Source organism: Pseudomonas ovata, from assembly GCF_003131185.1.
GTDB classification, from domain to species: Bacteria; Pseudomonadota; Gammaproteobacteria; order Pseudomonadales; family Pseudomonadaceae; genus Aquipseudomonas; species Aquipseudomonas ovata.
Genome location: NZ_QFFU01000005.1, coordinates 171,206 through 186,939, shown reverse-complemented (window position 1 = coordinate 186,939; position 15,734 = coordinate 171,206). Strand labels below are relative to the sequence as shown.

Genomic DNA, 15,734 nt, shown 5'->3' with positions numbered 1-15,734 from the left:
TTTTGTGAAAATCCGTTTTCTGTGTGTCTGTATGGCAACGGTCGGTCTGGTCGGCTGTGCCAGTGATCCGGCGCCGTCCGAACAAATGAAACTGACCGAGCAGGCCTTGCACCAGGCCAGGGCCGTTGGGGCTGATGCCCAAGAGCAGCCCGCGATGGAGCAGGCGACCACCAAGTTCGCTCAGGCGCGTGCCGACATGCTGGCGCAGTCTTATAAGCAGGCGCGTATGCAGGCCGAGCAGGCCGAACTCGATGCCCGGCTGGCGGAGGCCCGCGTGCTGACCGTCAAGAGTGAAGAGCAGCGTGCGCAACTTGAAACCCGTCTCGAGCGTCTGCGCAAGCAATTGAAGGAGGCCCAATGAAGCGTTTTTCCCCTGTGCTGGGTGCCTGCTTGTTGTTGGGCCTGAGTGGTTGCGCCAGCCAGCCTGGCAGCGATCAGGCGCTGCAAGCGGCCAGCGCCGACTTCCAGAAGGTCAAGGAAGACACCGACGTGCTGCGCAGTGCGCCCAAGGATGTCATTCGTGCCGGTGAATCGCTGGCGCGCGCCGAGCGGCTGTCCAGCTATGTCGGCAGTGGCGAGGATGTAAGGCACTACGCTTACCTGAGCCGCCGCTACAGCGAAATCGCACGTGAGCACAGCAATCTGATGCTCTCGCAAGAGCGTCTGGCGAAAATGGATCTGGAGCGTCAGCGCCTGCAGTTGGCGTTGCGTGAGGTCAAGCTGGCCAGCGTGCAGCGCCAGGGCAAGTGGCTGGAAGACCAGATCTTCAGCCTGGCCACCACTCAAAGTGATCGCGGCCTGGTCATGACCCTGGGCGATATGCTGTTCGATGAAGGTGATACGGAACTCAAGACGTCGGCCAATCGCACCGTGCTCAAGGTCGTGCAGTTCTTGCAGCTCAATCCGCGGCGCGTGATCCGTATCGAAGGCTACACCGACAACACCGGCGACCGGCAGGGCAATCTGAAACTGTCCAGGGAGCGTGCCCAGTCGGTGGCCGATATGCTGATTGACCTGGGAGTCAACGAAAAGCGGGTTCAGGTCGAAGGTTATGGTGAGCAATTTCCTGTGGATGTGAACGCCAGCGAGCGTGGGCGAGCACAAAACCGACGAGTGGAGATCGTTTTTTCCGACGATAAAGGGGTGCTCAGCGAGCCTCGTTGAACCATTTGTTTAAAAAGCCCGCCATCCTGCAAAGGTGTCGGGCTTTTTTTGGCTTATAAGCTGGCTTTTTTGGCGGTTATGCCTGCCAATATTTTCTGTCAGCGTGCACAATGTTCGGCATCCGGAAGAACTGTCCCAGTACACTTTCAAACTGTTCTGGTTGTTTTTCCCCAACAATAAAAAATTATCGGTCGTTGTGAGGCTGCTTGATGACCAATTTGTTGCTTTACCAACGTATCGCCAAACAGCTGGCCGAAGATATTCGTCGTGGTGTCTATCAGCCTGGCGAGCGCGTCCCTTCGGTGCGCAAGATGAGCTCGCAGCTCAACGTCAGCCACGCCACGGTCCTGCAAGCCTATGCCAACCTCGAAGACCAGGGGTTGATTCGTGCGCGTCCACAATCAGGCTATTACGTGCACCAGACCCCGGCGCTGACGGCCTCCACGCCCGATATTGCGCGGGTTGAAAGGCCCAGCCTGGTCACTCGCAGCAGCATCATCCAGCAGGTGCTGGTCGAGTCGCGCCGTGAAGGGGTATTTGCCCTGGGTGCTGCCGTGCCGCATGTGGATTATTTGCCGGTGCGCGCCCTGCACCAGCAATTGGCCAAGGTCACACGGTTTCACAGCCCCCGGGCGTTCAGCTATATGTTCAGCCCGGGGTTCGAGCCGCTGCGTCGTCAGGTGGCCATTCGTATGCGTGATGCCGGCGTGGTGGTCGATCCGTCCGAAGTGATCATTACCCACGGCTGCGTCGATGCGCTGCAGATGGCTTTGCGCGTGGTGACCCGGCCTGGCGACCTGATTGCGGCCGAATCGCCAGCCTATTATGGCTTGCTGCAACTGGCTGACCTGCTGGGCCTGAAGGTCATCGAGATCCCCAGCGATCCGGTGACCGGCATCAGCCTGGAGGCGCTGCAACTGGCGGCCAATCAATGGTCGATCAAGGCGCTGGTGCTGACCGCGCGCACCAGCAATCCGCTGGGCGCCACCATGCCCGAAGAGCGGCAGAAGAACCTGCTGCGGCTGGTCGCGGACTTCGATATCCAGGTCATCGAAGACGATATCTATGGCGAGCTGATGTTTGAAATCGGCCGCACCAAGGCGCTCAAGGCCTATGACCGTCAGGATCGGGTCATCTACTGCTCCAGCTTCTCCAAGACGCTGTCGCCGGGCGTGCGCATCGGCTGGATGATTCCGGGCGGCAAGTTTCATGGCGAAATCCAGCGCTTGCAGACGTTCAGTACGCATTCGGCGTGCAGCGTGACGCAAATGGGGGTGGCGGCCTACCTGGAAAATGGCGGCTACGACCGCCACCTGCGTTATATCCGCGTGGAGTACCGCAAGAACCTCAGTGCCTATCAGTTGGCGGTGCAGCAGTACTTTCCCGAGGGCACGCAAATGAGTCGCCCCGTGGGGGGCTTTATCCTGTGGGTCAGCCTGCCGGGGCGGGTCAATACCCAGGAATTGCACGTCAGGGCACTTGAGCAGGGCATCAGCATCGCGCCGGGATTGATTTTCAGTAATACAGAACAGTTCAATCACTGCATTCGCATCAACTGTGGCATGCCCTGGAACCGCGAGGCAGAGCGGGCGCTGATGACACTGGGGATGCTGGCCCGACAATTGTGCCAGGAGACCGCAAACGGTTACTGAGCGAAACAGGTTTTTGCTCCGGTGATCGGGCCGATGCTTGTCATGTGCGCTGCAAAAGGACAGCATGTGGCTTTCTGCCTATCCAATTGTCTGCCTATGAATGCTTTTCGTTGCCTCGGATTGCTGGTTTTTGTGTTGTTGGGCGCCTGTGACAAGCCGCAAGAGCCTGTGGTGCCCAAGCCAAAGACCCAAGCCGCACAGAATGCTGCGCCGGCCTCTGCTCCCGCTGCCTCGGCCTCTGCTGCCTCGGCGCCTGTCGTCGAGCCGGCGCCCGCCATGCCCGCGGCGCCGGTAGTGTCATCGACGCTCGACAAACCGGTGGCTGAGGCAGTGACCGGCTCAGTGGTGGACGCGCCTGCAGCGCCCGTGCATCAGCTGACACCCAATATACCGGTGGTGCCTGTGGTGATCGGCAAGGGGGACTCCGGCGTGGCACCCAAGCCTGCCGAGATTCACTCGGACAAGGCCGTCAAGGTCGCCAAGGCCCCTGTGGCAGGCGAGCAAGCCAAACCTGCAGCGGCCAGGTCCGTGGCCAAGACCACCGCCAGGCGCGATGAGCAAGTGCAAAAGCGCCAGTCAGCCAAAAAGACTGCTGCCGTGGCCAAGGAGACCGGGTTGGGCAAGACCCGCCTGGACCTGAGCCTGCCGCCTGAGCTGGTGCAAGGGCTCGAACCGCCGCCCAAGGTCATCACTGCGCGGCGCAAGCCGCTGTTGCCGCCCATGTTTGGCGACAAGGCCGATACCCAGGATCCCAATGGCTTCGAACTCAATGGCCGCTTGCTGAGCAATGAAATGCAGTTGCAGATGCGCAACGAAAGCCGGCGTGACGTCGAAGGCGCGGCGCTGGACTTCAAGTTCAAGCAGTAACGCCCGGTTTGCCGCCTGCTATGGCATTTTCAAGTGCTTGTGGGTAAGGGTAATACCGTTATTCTCTCTTTCTGACTTTCAAGGTAAATCGCGTCATGGACTGCCGTTCCGGTTGTGGTGCCTGCTGCATTGCGCCCTCCATCACTTCTCCTATCCCTGGCATGCCCGAGGGCAAGCCGGCGGGCGTTCATTGCCTGCACCTGACGGTCGAGTTTTTCTGCGGCCTGTTCGGCAAGCCTGAGCGGCCTGAAGTGTGCGGTCAGTTCAAGGCGGCCGAGGATGTTTGTGGGGTTGATCGGGCCGATGCCATTCGCCTGATCGGCTGGTGGGAACAGGTCACGGCAGCGTGACGGTAGGTTCTATGATGAGGGATGACCCATGACGTTGCTGTATCGGCTGGCTGTTGCATGTGGTGTAACTGTACTGCTCGGAAGCGGCGCGCAGGCCGAGGACTGGCAATTGGCCAAGGATGAGGGAGGGGTCAAGGTCTGGCTCAGCGAGGTGCCCGGTTCCAAGTACAAGGCTTATCGTGGCGTGACCACGGTGGAGGCAGGTATCGATCGGGTGCGTGCGCTGCAGGAGGATGTGTCGGGTGCCTGTGCCTGGATCTACGAGTGCGAATCCCAGAAGCTGCTCAAGCACGAAGGTGACAAGGCCTGGACCTACAGTCGATTCAAGACGCCGTGGCCGGTCACGCCGCGCGATTCGGTGCTGCTGGTGACGACGCAACAGCAGGCTGATGGCTCGATCAAGCGAACCTTGCAGGGGCAACCTTCCTATCTGCCGGAAGAGAAGGGGTATCAGCGTGTGGCCAGGGTCGAAGGGTTCTGGCAGATGACGCCCAAGGGCACCGGGCGCACTGAAGTGACCTATCAGGTGCACACTGATCCGGGGGGCAGTGTTCCTTCATGGCTGTCCAACAAGTTTGTGGTCGATGCGCCGTTCAATACGCTCAAGGCATTGAAGGAGAGGGCGGCCAGGCCCTGATTTCTTTTTTCGACGCCAAAACAAAGGGCTGCCCATGGGCAGCCCTTTGTTGTATGCAGCGTCTGCAGCTTATTTGCGATCCTGCAGCGGCTTGAGGTCGCGCTGGGTTTCGCCGGTGTACAGCTGGCGTGGACGGCCAATCTTGTACGGGCTGGAGAGCATTTCTTTCCAGTGCGAGATCCAGCCGACGGTCCGCGCCAGGGCGAAGATCACGGTGAACATGCTGGTTGGAATGCCGATCGCCTTGAGGATGATCCCCGAGTAGAAGTCGACGTTCGGGTACAGCGAGCGCTCGATGAAGTAAGGATCGGTGAGGGCGATCTCTTCCAGGCGCATGGCCAGTTCGAGCTGAGGATCGTTGTGAATACCCAGTTCGGCCAGCACTTCGTCGCAGGTCTGCTTCATCACGGTGGCGCGCGGGTCGCGGTTCTTGTAGACGCGGTGACCGAAGCCCATGAGCTTGAACGGGTCGTTCTTGTCCTTGGCCTTGGCGATGTAGGTGTCGATGTTCGACACATCGCCAATTTCGTCGAGCATGGTCAGCACGGCTTCGTTGGCGCCGCCGTGAGCCGGGCCCCAGAGTGCCGCGATACCGGCTGCGATGCAGGCAAACGGGTTGGCGCCCGAAGAGCCGGCCATGCGCACGGTGGACGTCGAGGCGTTCTGCTCGTGGTCGGCATGAAGGATGAAGATCTTGTCCATGGCCTTGGCCAGTGTCGGACTGATCGGTTTGATCTCGCACGGGGTGTTGAACATCATGTGCAGGAAGTTTTCGGCGTAGCTCAGGTCGTTGCGCGGGTACATCATGGGCTGGCCCATGGAGTACTTGTAGACCATCGCGGCCAGGGTCGGCATCTTGGCGACCAGGCGGATCGCGGAAATCTCACGGTGCTGCGGATTGTTGATGTCCAGCGAGTCGTGGTAGAACGCCGACAGGGCGCCGACAACGCCGCACATGACGGCCATCGGGTGGGCGTCGCGACGGAAGCCGTTGAAGAAGGTCTTGAGCTGCTCGTGCACCATGGTGTGGTTCTTGACCACGGCAACGAACTGGGCTTTCTGCTCGGAGGTCGGCAATTCGCCGTTGAGCAGCAGGTAGCAGGTTTCCAGATAGTCCGACTGGCTGGCCAGTTGTTCGATCGGGTAGCCACGGTGCAGCAGAATACCCTGGTCACCGTCAATGTAGGTGATCTGCGACTCGCAAGAGGCGGTCGACATGAAGCCGGGGTCGAAGGTGAAGCGGCCGGTGGCAGTGAGTCCGCGCACATCGATCACATCGGGACCGACAGTGCCGGTCAGAATGGGCAGCTCGACGGGGGCGTTGCCCTCGATGATCAACTGCGCTTTTTTGTCAGCCATATGGCCTCCTATTTATGCTTCAAATCATCAGACAGGCCCCCCACGCAGGGCCCGCATCACTATAGTGAGATAAATCCTAAAGTCAATTTGCCTAAAGTCGTGTTCCAAAGCGCTTCGGGCCACCGGAATTTTCGTATTATTCCTACTCCTCTACGCCTTTTATGTCAGCCGCGCAATCCGCCGTTGGCGGGCCGTCTGCGCGTTGTCATTAATAGCCTAACTGTCTATACTCGGCGTCCGACTGCCATGGGCTTTAGAGCCCGCTCCAGGTGGTCGTCACTTCGTGGGTGGTGGGTACCTGACCAGTGCACTTCCCAACAACTTGCCCTTGCCTGTTAGGGGCTCTTCAGTGTGAAAAAAAGCCGTGAAAAGCCAACGACCTGTAAATCTAGACCTAAGGACAATCAAGCTCCCAGTCACTGCTTACACGTCCATTCTTCACCGTATTTCCGGTGTCATCCTGTTTGTCGGCATTGCCATCATGCTCTATGCATTGGACAAGTCGCTGGCATCCGAGGAAGGCTTCGGTGAAGTAAAAGCGTGTCTGACCAGCCCGCTGGCGAAGCTTGTTATCTGGGGCCTGCTGTCTGCCCTGCTGTATCACCTGGTGGCCGGCGTGCGCCACCTGATCATGGACGCGGGTGTCGGCGAGACGCTGGAAGGCGGCAAGCTGGGGTCCAAAATCGTAATCGTCGTTTCTGTGGTACTGATCGTGCTGGCGGGAGTCTGGATATGGTAACCAACGTCACTAACCTTTCCCGCTCGGGTCTGTACGACTGGATGGCGCAGCGGGTGTCTGCGGTCGTGCTCGCGGCTTACTTCATCTTCCTGATCGGCTACCTCGTCGCCCACCCAGGTCTCGGCTATGCCCAGTGGCACGAGCTGTTCTCGACCACCTGGATGCGTATCTTCAGTCTGCTGGCCCTCGTTGCCCTGGGCGCTCACGCCTGGGTCGGCATGTGGACCATCGCCACCGACTACCTGACGCCAATGGCGCTGGGAAAATCGGCAACTGCAGTACGTTTCCTCTTCCAGACCGTATGCGGCGTTGCGATGTTCGCCTACTTCGTCTGGGGCGTGCAGATTCTTTGGGGTATCTGATCAATGGCTAGCACTAACACACTTTCTTTCGACGCCATCATCGTCGGTGGCGGCGGCGCGGGTATGCGCGCTGCCTTGCAACTGGCCCAGGGCGGTCACAAGACCGCCGTGGTCACCAAGGTATTCCCGACCCGCTCGCACACCGTGTCGGCCCAGGGCGGCATCACCTGCGCCATCGCTTCGGCAGACCCGAACGACGACTGGCGCTGGCACATGTACGACACCGTAAAGGGGTCGGACTACATCGGTGACCAGGACGCGATCGAATACATGTGCCAGGAAGGTCCTGCCGCCGTATTCGAGCTCGACCACATGGGCCTGCCGTTCTCGCGCACCGAAACCGGCCGTATCTACCAGCGTCCGTTCGGTGGCCAGTCCAAGGACTTCGGCAAGGGTGGCCAGGCTGCCCGTACCTGCGCCGCTTCCGACCGTACCGGTCACGCGCTGCTGCACACCCTGTATCAGGGCAACCTGAAGGCCGGCACCGTATTCCTCAACGAATACTATGCCGTCGACCTGGTGAAAAACGCCAATGGTGACTTCGTCGGCATCATCGCCATCTGCATCGAAACCGGCGAGACCTCGTACATTCGCGCCAAGGCGACCGTACTGGCCACCGGTGGTGCAGGCCGTATCTACTCCTCCACCACCAACGCCCTGATCAACACCGGCGACGGCGTGGGCATGGCCCTGCGTGCCGGCGTGCCGGTGCAGGACATCGAGATGTGGCAGTTCCACCCGACCGGCATCGCCGGCGCCGGTGTACTGGTCACCGAAGGCTGCCGTGGTGAGGGTGGTTACCTCATCAACAAGCATGGCGAGCGCTTCATGGAGCGTTACGCGCCCAACGCCAAGGACCTGGCCGGTCGTGACGTCGTGGCCCGTTCCATGGTCAAGGAAATCATCGCCGGCAACGGCTGTGGCCCTGATGGCGACCACGTGATGCTCAAACTCGACCACCTGGGCGAGGAAGTGCTGCACAGCCGCCTGCCAGGCATCTGCGAGCTGTCCAAGACCTTCGCCCACGTCGACCCGGTCCTGGCACCTGTTCCTGTCGTCCCGACCTGCCACTACATGATGGGTGGCGTGGCCACCAACATTCATGGCCAGGCCATGACCCAGGACGCCGACGGCAAGGACGTGATCCTTCCAGGCCTGTTCGCGGTCGGTGAAGTGGCGTGCGTATCGGTTCACGGTGCCAACCGTCTGGGCGGCAACTCGCTGCTCGACCTGGTTGTGTTCGGTCGTGCCGCCGGCCTGCACCTCGAGAAGGCGCTGTCCGATGGCGTGCAGTACGACGAAGCCACCGAGGCCGACATCGAGCGTGCGCTGGGTCGCCTGAATGCGCTCAACTCGCGCACCGACGGTGAAGACGTGGCGACCCTGCGTCGCGAGCTGCAAAGCTGCATGCAGAACTACTTCGGTGTATTCCGTACCGGCGAATACATGCAGAAGGGTATCGAGCAACTGGCAGGCCTGCGTGCGCGCATCGCCAACGTCAAGATCAACGACAAGTCCCAGGCCTTCAACACCGCGCGCATCGAAGCGCTGGAGCTGCAGAACCTGCTGGAAGTCGCTGAAGCCACAGCCATCGCGGCCGAAGCCCGCAAAGAGTCCCGCGGCGCTCACGCCCGTGAAGACTACGAAGACCGCGACGACGAAAACTGGCTGTGCCACACCCTGTACTTCCCGGGTGACAAGCGGGTAACCAAGCGTTCAGTCAACTTCGCGCCGAAGACTGTACCGGCGTTCGAACCGAAAATCCGGACTTACTGAGGATGGCCGCTATGCTGAAAGTCGAAGTTTATCGCTATAACCCTGACACCGACTCGGCGCCCAAGACTCAGGTCTTCAACGTCGACACCGGTGGCAAGGACCTGATGGTTCTGGATGTGCTGGCCCTGATCAAGGAACAGGACGAAGGCTTTTCGTACCGTCGCTCGTGCCGCGAAGGCGTGTGCGGTTCCGATGGCATGAACATCAACGGCAAGAACGGCCTGGCCTGCATCACGCCGCTGTCGGCCGTGGTCAAGGGCAACAAGCTGGTCCTGCGTCCGTTGCCTGGTTTGCCGGTCATTCGTGACCTGGTCGTCGATATGAGCATCTTCTACAAGCAGTATGAGAAGGTGAAGCCATTCCTGCAGAACGACACGCCGGCTCCGGCCATCGAACGCCTGCAAAGCCCGGAAGAGCGCGAGAAGCTCGACGGTCTGTACGAGTGCATCCTGTGCGCTTGCTGCTCGACCTCGTGCCCGTCCTTCTGGTGGAACCCTGACAAGTTCCTGGGCCCTGCAGCCTTGCTGCAAGCCTATCGTTTCCTGGCTGACAGCCGCGACACGCACACCGCTCAACGTCTCGCTTCGCTGGACGATCCGTTCAGTGTGTTCCGCTGCCGCGGCATCATGAACTGCGTCAACGTCTGTCCGAAGGGCCTTAACCCTACCAAGGCAATCGGTCACGTACGCAACATGCTGCTCAGCAACGGTGTCTGATACATCGCTGTAACCGCTACACCGCTGTACCGCAAGCTGCCGTGGCGCGGGCAAACCCCGCGCCACGGTCTAACCAGAGTCGTGGCTCGCAAGGCTGCCGCTCTAACTTTGAAGAAATGAGACCAGCAGGGGCATCCGGGCTGGTACCCGGACTATCTGCGTGATCCTTGGTGACTTGTTTTGGTCGCTGCACACGACCGTCTCAGGCATGCTTTGGGTCTTCGCCGGTGGTGTCCCCTTACCGAGGGTGACCAAGCATGCAAGAAAGCGTGATGCAGCGCATGTGGAACAGTGCCCACCTTTCCGGTGGTAACGCTGCCTATGTGGAAGAGCTCTATGAGCTCTACCTGCACGACCCTAACGCTGTGCCAGATGAATGGCGCACCTACTTTCAGACGTTGCCGACTGCCGGCAGCGCTGCCACCGATGTATCGCACTCGACAATTCGCGATCATTTCGTGTTGCTGGCCAAAAACCAGCGCCGTGCTCAACCGGTATCCGCCGGCAGCGTGAGCAGCGAGCACGAGAAGAAGCAGGTTGAAGTGTTGCGGCTTATCCAGGCGTACCGCGTACGCGGCCATCAGGCGGCCCAGCTCGACCCGCTGGGGCTGTGGCAGCGTCCCGTACCGGCTGATCTGTCGATCAACCACTACGGCCTGACCAACGCAGACCTGGACACCGTCTTCCGTGCCGGCGACCTGTTCATCGGCAAGGAGGAAGCGAGCCTACGTGAAATCCACGAGACGTTGGAGCAGACATATTGTCGCACCATCGGCGCCGAATTCGCCCACATCGTGGATTCCGAACAGCGCAACTGGTTCATGCAGCGCCTCGAAAGCGTACGCGGCCGCCCGGCGTTTTCCGCCGAGAACAAGGCCCACCTGCTTGAGCGCGTCACCGCGGCCGAAGGCCTGGAAAAGTACCTGGGCACCAAGTACCCGGGCACCAAGCGTTTCGGCCTGGAAGGCGGCGAAAGCCTGATTCCGATGCTCGACGAGCTGATCCAGCGTTCCGGTTCCTATGGCGTCAAGGAAGTCGTGATCGGCATGGCCCACCGTGGCCGTCTGAACGTACTGGTCAACACCTTCGGCAAGAACCCGCGCGAGCTGTTCGACGAGTTCGAAGGCAAGAAAGTGGTCGAGCTGGGCTCCGGTGACGTCAAGTACCACCAGGGCTTCTCTTCCAACGTCATGACCGCAGGCGGCGAAGTCCACCTGGCCATGGCCTTCAACCCCTCGCACCTGGAGATCGTTTCTCCGGTGGTCGAAGGTTCCGTTCGTGCCCGCCAGGATCGCCGCAACGATTCGAGCGGCGAAAAGGTCCTGCCGATCTCCCTGCACGGCGATGCTGCCTTTGCCGGACAAGGCGTGGTCCTGGAAACCTTCCAGATGTCGCAGACCCGCGGTTTCAAGACCGGCGGCACCGTGCACATCGTGATCAACAACCAGGTCGGCTTCACCATCAGCAACCCGCTGGACGCACGCTCCACCGAGTACGCGACCGACGTGGCCAAGATGATCCAGGCGCCGATCCTGCACGTGAACGGCGACGATCCAGAAGCGGTGGTGTTCGTCACCCAGCTGGCGATCGACTACCGCATGCAGTTCAAGCGTGACATCGTCATCGACCTGGTCTGCTACCGTCGTCGCGGCCACAACGAGGCCGACGAGCCAAGCGGCACCCAGCCGCTGATGTATCAGCAGATCACCAAGCAGCGCACCACCCGTGAGCTGTATGCCGAGCAACTGATCAAGTCGGGTGTATTCGACGAAGCCGGTGTCCAGGCCAAGATCGACGACTACCGCAACGCGCTGGACAACGGTCAGCATGTGGTCAAGAGCCTGGTCAAGGAGCCGAACCGCGAGCTGTTCGTCGACTGGCGTCCTTACCTGGGCCATGCCTGGACCGCGCGTCACGACACCAGCTTCGACCTCAAGACCCTGCAGGAACTCTCCGCCAAATTGCTGGAGCTGCCTGAAGGCCTGGTGGTTCAGCGCCAGGTGCAGAAGATCTACGAAGATCGCCAGAAGATGCAGGCCGGTGGCTTGCCGATCAACTGGGGCTACGCCGAGACCATGGCCTACGCCACGTTGCTGTTCGAAGGCCATCCGATCCGTATCACCGGTCAGGATGTCGGTCGCGGCACGTTCTCGCACCGTCATGCCGTGCTGCACAACCAGAAAGACGCCAGCGCCTATGTGCCGCTGAAGAACCTGGTGCCGGGCCAGCCGAACTTCGACCTGTACGATTCCTTCCTGTCGGAAGAAGCCGTACTGGCGTTCGAATACGGCTACTCGACCACCCAGCCCAACGCGCTGGTCATCTGGGAAGCCCAGTTCGGCGACTTCGCCAACGGTGCCCAGGTGGTGATCGACCAGTTCATCACCAGCGGCGAGCACAAATGGGGTCGTCTGTGCGGCCTGACCATGCTGCTGCCTCATGGTTATGAAGGGCAGGGGCCGGAGCACTCTTCCGCGCGTCTGGAGCGTTACCTGCAATTGTGCGCCGAGCACAACATCCAGGTCTGCGTACCGACCACGCCGGCACAGATCTACCACCTGCTGCGTCGCCAGGTCATCCGCCCGCTGCGCAAGCCGCTGGTCGTCCTGTCGCCCAAGTCGCTGCTGCGTCACAAGCTGGCCATCTCGACCCTGGAAGATCTGGCCCATGGCTCGTTCCAGACCGTGATCCCGGAAATCGACACCCAGGATGCTGCCAAGGTCGAGCGTCTGGTCCTGTGCAGCGGCAAGGTCTATTACGACCTGCTCGAGAAGCGCCGTGCCGAAGGTCGTGAAGACATCGCCATCGTGCGTATCGAACAGTTGTATCCGTTCCCTGAGGACGACCTGATGGAGGCCATCGCGCCTTACACCAACCTCAAGCATGTGGTCTGGTGCCAGGAAGAACCCATGAACCAGGGCGCGTGGTACAGCAGCCAGCACCACCTGCGCCGCAGCATCGGCAACCACAACCGCAACCTCGTGCTCGAGTATGCCGGTCGTGATGCTTCTGCCGCACCGGCCTGTGGTTACGCTTCGATACACGCCGAGCAGCAGGAAAAACTGCTGCAGGATGCCTTCACTGTTTAACGCCTTCGTGCATTAGAAACCGAATTAAGGAATTACAGATAATGGCTATCGAGATCAAAGCCCCCTCTTTCCCGGAATCCGTTGCCGACGGCACCATTTCCAAGTGGCACAAGCAACCGGGCGAAGCGGTGAAGCGCGACGAACTGCTGGTCGACATCGAGACTGACAAGGTCGTTCTTGAAGTCCTGGCCGAAGCAGACGGCGTGCTGGCGTCGATCGTGAAAGGCGAGGGCGACATCGTCCTCTCCAACGAAGTGATTGCCACCCTGGACGCCGGCGCCACTGCTGCCGCTCCGGCTGCTGCTGCACCTGCACAAGCCGCAGCTCCAGCCGCTGCTGCGCCTGCTGCCGCTGACGAAGATGCGATCGCGGCTCCGGCTGCCCGCAAGCTGGCCGAAGAAAACGGCATCAACCTGGCCGCTGTGAAAGGCACTGGCAAGGATGGTCGCATTACCAAGGAAGACATCGTTGCTGCTGTCGAAGCGAAGAAATCCGCTCCGGCTGCTGCACCGGCTGCCAAGCCTGCTGCTGCCGCACCCGTCGTGGCTGCTGGCGACCGCACCGAGAAGCGCGTACCGATGACCCGTGTACGGGCCACCGTTGCCAAGCGTCTGGTCGAAGCCCAGTCGAACATGGCGATGCTGACCACGTTCAACGAAGTCGACATGACCGAAGTCATGGCGCTGCGCTCCAAGTACAAGGACCTGTTCGAGAAGTCGCACAACGGCGTGCGCCTGGGCTTCATGTCCTTCTTCGTCAAGGCAGCGACCGAAGCGCTCAAGCGTTTCCCGGCCGTCAACGCCTCGATCGACGGTAACGACATCGTCTACCACGGTTATGCGGACGTCGGCGTTGCCGTTTCCAGCGACCGCGGCCTGGTGGTACCGGTCCTGCGCAACGCCGAGCACATGAGCCTGGCTGAAATCGAAGGCGGCATCGCCACCTTCGGCAAGAAGGCCCGTGACGGCAAGCTGTCGATCGACGAAATGACCGGTGGCACCTTCACCATCACCAACGGCGGTACCTTCGGCTCGATGATGTCGACCCCGATCGTCAACCCGCCACAGGCCGCGATCCTGGGCATGCACAACATTCTGCAGCGCCCGATGGCCATCAATGGCCAGGTCGTGATTCGCCCGATGATGTACCTGGCCCTGTCCTACGATCACCGCCTGATCGACGGTAAAGAAGCCGTGACCTTCCTCGTTACCATCAAGAACCTGCTGGAAGATCCGGCTCGTCTGTTGCTGGATATCTGATGAAGCAGCCGCAGGTTGCACGCCGCAAGCTTCAAGTAAGAAGCGCAGCGGTGTGCAGCCTGCGGCTGATGGGTTGCATCTAATCAACAGCTTGCAGGCCGGTACTGCAGAACACCGCAGACCGGCTTGCAGCTTGCAGCTTGAAGCTCGCAGCTAAAAGAGGAACTCTTTGATATGTCTCAGAAATTCGACGTCGTAGTGATCGGCGCAGGCCCTGGCGGCTACGTAGCGGCCATCAAGGCTGCACAGCTCGGTCTCAAGACTGCCTGCATCGAGAAGTATCAGGACAAGGAAGGCAAGCTGGCGCTGGGCGGCACTTGCCTGAACGTAGGCTGCATTCCTTCCAAGGCGCTGCTGGACAGCTCCTGGAAATACTACGAAGCCAAGAAAAGCTTCAACGTCCACGGTATCAGCACCGGTGAAGTCGCCATCGACGTGCCGACCATGGTTGGCCGCAAGGCCACCATCGTCAAGGGCCTGACCGGCGGCGTTGCCAGCCTGTTCAAGGCCAACGGCGTGACCTCCCTGCAAGGCCACGGCAAACTGCTGGCCGGCAAGAAAGTCGAGCTGACCAAGGTCGACGGCACCGTTGAAATCATTGAAGCCGAACACGTGATCCTGGCTTCCGGTTCGCGTCCGATCGACATTCCGCCGGCTCCGGTCGACCAGAACGTCATCGTCGACTCCACCGGCGCCCTGGAATTCCAGCAAGTGCCAAAACGCCTGGGCGTGATCGGCGCCGGCGTCATCGGCCTGGAGCTGGGTTCGGTCTGGGCTCGCCTGGGCGCTCAGGTTACTGTCCTGGAAGCACTGGAGAAGTTCCTGCCAGCCGCTGACGAAGGCGTGGCCAAGGAAGCGCTGAAGACCTTCACCAATCAGGGTCTGGACGTCAAGCTCGGCGCCCGCGTGACCGGTTCCCAGGTCAACGGCGACGAAGTCGAAGTCACCTACACCGACGCCAACGGCGAGCAGAAGATCACCTTTGATCGCCTGATCGTGGCCGTGGGCCGTCGCCCGGTGACCACCGACCTGCTGGCCGCCGACAGCGGTGTGACCCTGGACGAGCGTGGCTACATCTACGTCGACGACTACTGCGCGACCAGCGTACCGGGCGTCTACGCCATCGGTGACGTGGTCCGTGGCCTGATGCTGGCGCACAAGGCTTCGGAAGAAGGCATCATGGTGGTCGAGCGCATCAAGGGCCACAAGGCCCAGATGAACTACAACCTGGTTCCGTCCGTGATCTACACCCACCCGGAAATCGCGTGGGTCGGCAAGACCGAGCAGACCCTGAAAGGCGAAGGCGTTGAAGTCAACGTCGGCACCTTCCCGTTTGCCGCCAGCGGCCGTGCCCTGGCAGCCAACGACACCGGCGGTTTCGTCAAGATCATCGCCGACGCCAAGACCGACCGTGTCCTGGGCGTCCACGTGATTGGCCCGAGCGCTGCCGAACTGGTTCAGCAGGGTGCGATCGCCATGGAATTCGGCAGCAGTGCCGAAGACCTGGGCATGATGGTCTTCTCTCACCCGACTCTGTCCGAAGCGCTGCACGAAGCGGCCCTGGCAGTGAATGGCGGCGCCATCCACATCCAGAACCGCAAGAAACGCTGAGACAACAAGAAACCACGGTGCCATGCCCGTCGCGAACCATGAGGTTCGCCGCGGAAGTGGCGCCGGACTCGACCTCTCAGGCGGCGGTGTGAAGGTTTTCGAACCTTCACACAGTCCACCCGGAGTAGCGGTCACAGGTGGTGCGGCACACGC

General features: G+C 60.7%; 14 protein-coding genes. 13 read left to right on the top strand and 1 reads right to left on the bottom strand.

Features of this window, described 5'->3' with window-relative positions; all coding sequences use genetic code 11:
• The first annotated feature begins 4 nt into the window (after positions 1-4).
• From DGA31_RS09465 to DGA31_RS09440, 6 genes are all read left to right on the top strand, one after another.
• Positions 5-361 carry a DUF4398 domain-containing protein gene (locus DGA31_RS09465; protein ID WP_421957957.1) on the top strand — a complete coding sequence of 119 codons (357 nt, stop codon included), beginning with the start codon at positions 5-7 and terminating at the stop codon, positions 359-361.
• On the top strand, positions 358-1,164 hold the full coding sequence (locus tag DGA31_RS09460) for an OmpA family protein (RefSeq protein WP_109512349.1): 807 nt from the start codon (positions 358-360) through the stop codon (positions 1,162-1,164). The genes DGA31_RS09465 and DGA31_RS09460 overlap by 4 nt, the downstream gene beginning before the upstream one ends.
• Before the next feature lie 209 nt (positions 1,165-1,373).
• Positions 1,374-2,816, top strand: coding sequence for an aminotransferase-like domain-containing protein (locus tag DGA31_RS09455; protein ID WP_056840043.1), 1,443 nt, complete (start codon positions 1,374-1,376; stop codon positions 2,814-2,816).
• A gap of 96 nt (positions 2,817-2,912) precedes the next feature.
• Positions 2,913-3,683, top strand: coding sequence for a translation initiation factor 2 (locus tag DGA31_RS09450; protein ID WP_109512348.1), 771 nt, complete (start codon positions 2,913-2,915; stop codon positions 3,681-3,683).
• A 95-nt stretch (positions 3,684-3,778) separates the two neighbouring features.
• Positions 3,779-4,033 carry a YkgJ family cysteine cluster protein gene (locus tag DGA31_RS09445; protein ID WP_056840041.1) on the top strand — a complete coding sequence of 85 codons (255 nt, stop codon included), beginning with the start codon at positions 3,779-3,781 and terminating at the stop codon, positions 4,031-4,033.
• Positions 4,034-4,061: 28 nt separating this feature from the next.
• Positions 4,062-4,670, top strand: a complete 609-nt coding sequence (locus DGA31_RS09440; protein WP_109512347.1) for an START domain-containing protein — start codon at positions 4,062-4,064, stop codon at positions 4,668-4,670.
• Positions 4,671-4,739: 69 nt separating this feature from the next.
• On the opposite strand, the gene gltA is transcribed toward DGA31_RS09440, so the two are convergent.
• Positions 4,740-6,029 carry a citrate synthase gene (gltA, locus tag DGA31_RS09435; protein WP_056840039.1) on the bottom strand — a complete coding sequence of 430 codons (1,290 nt, stop codon included), beginning with the start codon at positions 6,027-6,029 and terminating at the stop codon, positions 4,740-4,742.
• A gap of 364 nt (positions 6,030-6,393) precedes the next feature.
• Here gltA and sdhC point away from each other — a divergent pair, with 364 nt between their 5' ends.
• From sdhC to lpdA, 7 genes are all read left to right on the top strand, one after another.
• Positions 6,394-6,768: a succinate dehydrogenase, cytochrome b556 subunit gene (gene sdhC / locus DGA31_RS09430; RefSeq protein WP_056840038.1), complete on the top strand. Its 375-nt coding sequence runs from the start codon at positions 6,394-6,396 to the stop codon at positions 6,766-6,768.
• Positions 6,762-7,130 (top strand): succinate dehydrogenase, hydrophobic membrane anchor protein, encoded by a 369-nt coding sequence (gene sdhD / locus DGA31_RS09425; protein WP_056840037.1) that lies wholly within the window; start codon positions 6,762-6,764, stop codon positions 7,128-7,130. Before sdhC ends, sdhD begins: the two co-directional genes overlap by 7 nt.
• A 3-nt stretch (positions 7,131-7,133) precedes the next feature.
• Positions 7,134-8,906: a succinate dehydrogenase flavoprotein subunit gene (gene sdhA / locus DGA31_RS09420; protein WP_056840036.1), complete on the top strand. Its 1,773-nt coding sequence runs from the start codon at positions 7,134-7,136 to the stop codon at positions 8,904-8,906.
• Positions 8,907-8,917: 11 nt separating this feature from the next.
• The gene (locus DGA31_RS09415; protein ID WP_056840035.1) at positions 8,918-9,622 is read left to right on the top strand and encodes a succinate dehydrogenase iron-sulfur subunit; all 705 of its coding nucleotides are present in this window, start codon (positions 8,918-8,920) and stop codon (positions 9,620-9,622) included.
• 257 nt (positions 9,623-9,879) lie between these two features.
• Positions 9,880-12,711: a 2-oxoglutarate dehydrogenase E1 component gene (locus DGA31_RS09410; RefSeq protein WP_056840034.1), complete on the top strand. Its 2,832-nt coding sequence runs from the start codon at positions 9,880-9,882 to the stop codon at positions 12,709-12,711.
• A gap of 41 nt (positions 12,712-12,752) precedes the next feature.
• Positions 12,753-13,970 (top strand): 2-oxoglutarate dehydrogenase complex dihydrolipoyllysine-residue succinyltransferase, encoded by a 1,218-nt coding sequence (odhB, locus tag DGA31_RS09405; protein ID WP_109512346.1) that lies wholly within the window; start codon positions 12,753-12,755, stop codon positions 13,968-13,970.
• A gap of 174 nt (positions 13,971-14,144) precedes the next feature.
• Entirely contained in the window at positions 14,145-15,581 is a 1,437-nt protein-coding gene (gene lpdA / locus DGA31_RS09400) for a dihydrolipoyl dehydrogenase (RefSeq protein ID WP_109512345.1), read from the top strand.
• Positions 15,582-15,734 lie beyond the last annotated feature (153 nt).

Excerpts from the sequence above, each read along its gene's own strand:
- lpdA (WP_109512345.1), top strand. The coding sequence starts at position 14,145 with ATGTCTCAGAAATTCGACGTCGTAGTGATCGGCGCAGGCCCTGGCGGC.
- odhB (WP_109512346.1), top strand. The coding sequence starts at position 12,753 with ATGGCTATCGAGATCAAAGCCCCCTCTTTCCCGGAATCCGTTGCCGAC.
- sdhA (WP_056840036.1), top strand. The coding sequence starts at position 7,134 with ATGGCTAGCACTAACACACTTTCTTTCGACGCCATCATCGTCGGTGGC.
- DGA31_RS09410 (WP_056840034.1), top strand. The coding sequence starts at position 9,880 with ATGCAAGAAAGCGTGATGCAGCGCATGTGGAACAGTGCCCACCTTTCC.
- DGA31_RS09415 (WP_056840035.1), top strand. The coding sequence starts at position 8,918 with ATGCTGAAAGTCGAAGTTTATCGCTATAACCCTGACACCGACTCGGCG.
- DGA31_RS09455 (WP_056840043.1), top strand. The coding sequence starts at position 1,374 with ATGACCAATTTGTTGCTTTACCAACGTATCGCCAAACAGCTGGCCGAA.
- DGA31_RS09440 (WP_109512347.1), top strand. The coding sequence starts at position 4,062 with ATGACGTTGCTGTATCGGCTGGCTGTTGCATGTGGTGTAACTGTACTG.
- DGA31_RS09445 (WP_056840041.1), top strand. The coding sequence starts at position 3,779 with ATGGACTGCCGTTCCGGTTGTGGTGCCTGCTGCATTGCGCCCTCCATC.
- sdhD (WP_056840037.1), top strand. The coding sequence starts at position 6,762 with ATGGTAACCAACGTCACTAACCTTTCCCGCTCGGGTCTGTACGACTGG.
- gltA (WP_056840039.1), bottom strand. The coding sequence starts at position 6,029 with ATGGCTGACAAAAAAGCGCAGTTGATCATCGAGGGCAACGCCCCCGTC.
- DGA31_RS09460 (WP_109512349.1), top strand. The coding sequence starts at position 358 with ATGAAGCGTTTTTCCCCTGTGCTGGGTGCCTGCTTGTTGTTGGGCCTG.
- DGA31_RS09450 (WP_109512348.1), top strand. The coding sequence starts at position 2,913 with ATGAATGCTTTTCGTTGCCTCGGATTGCTGGTTTTTGTGTTGTTGGGC.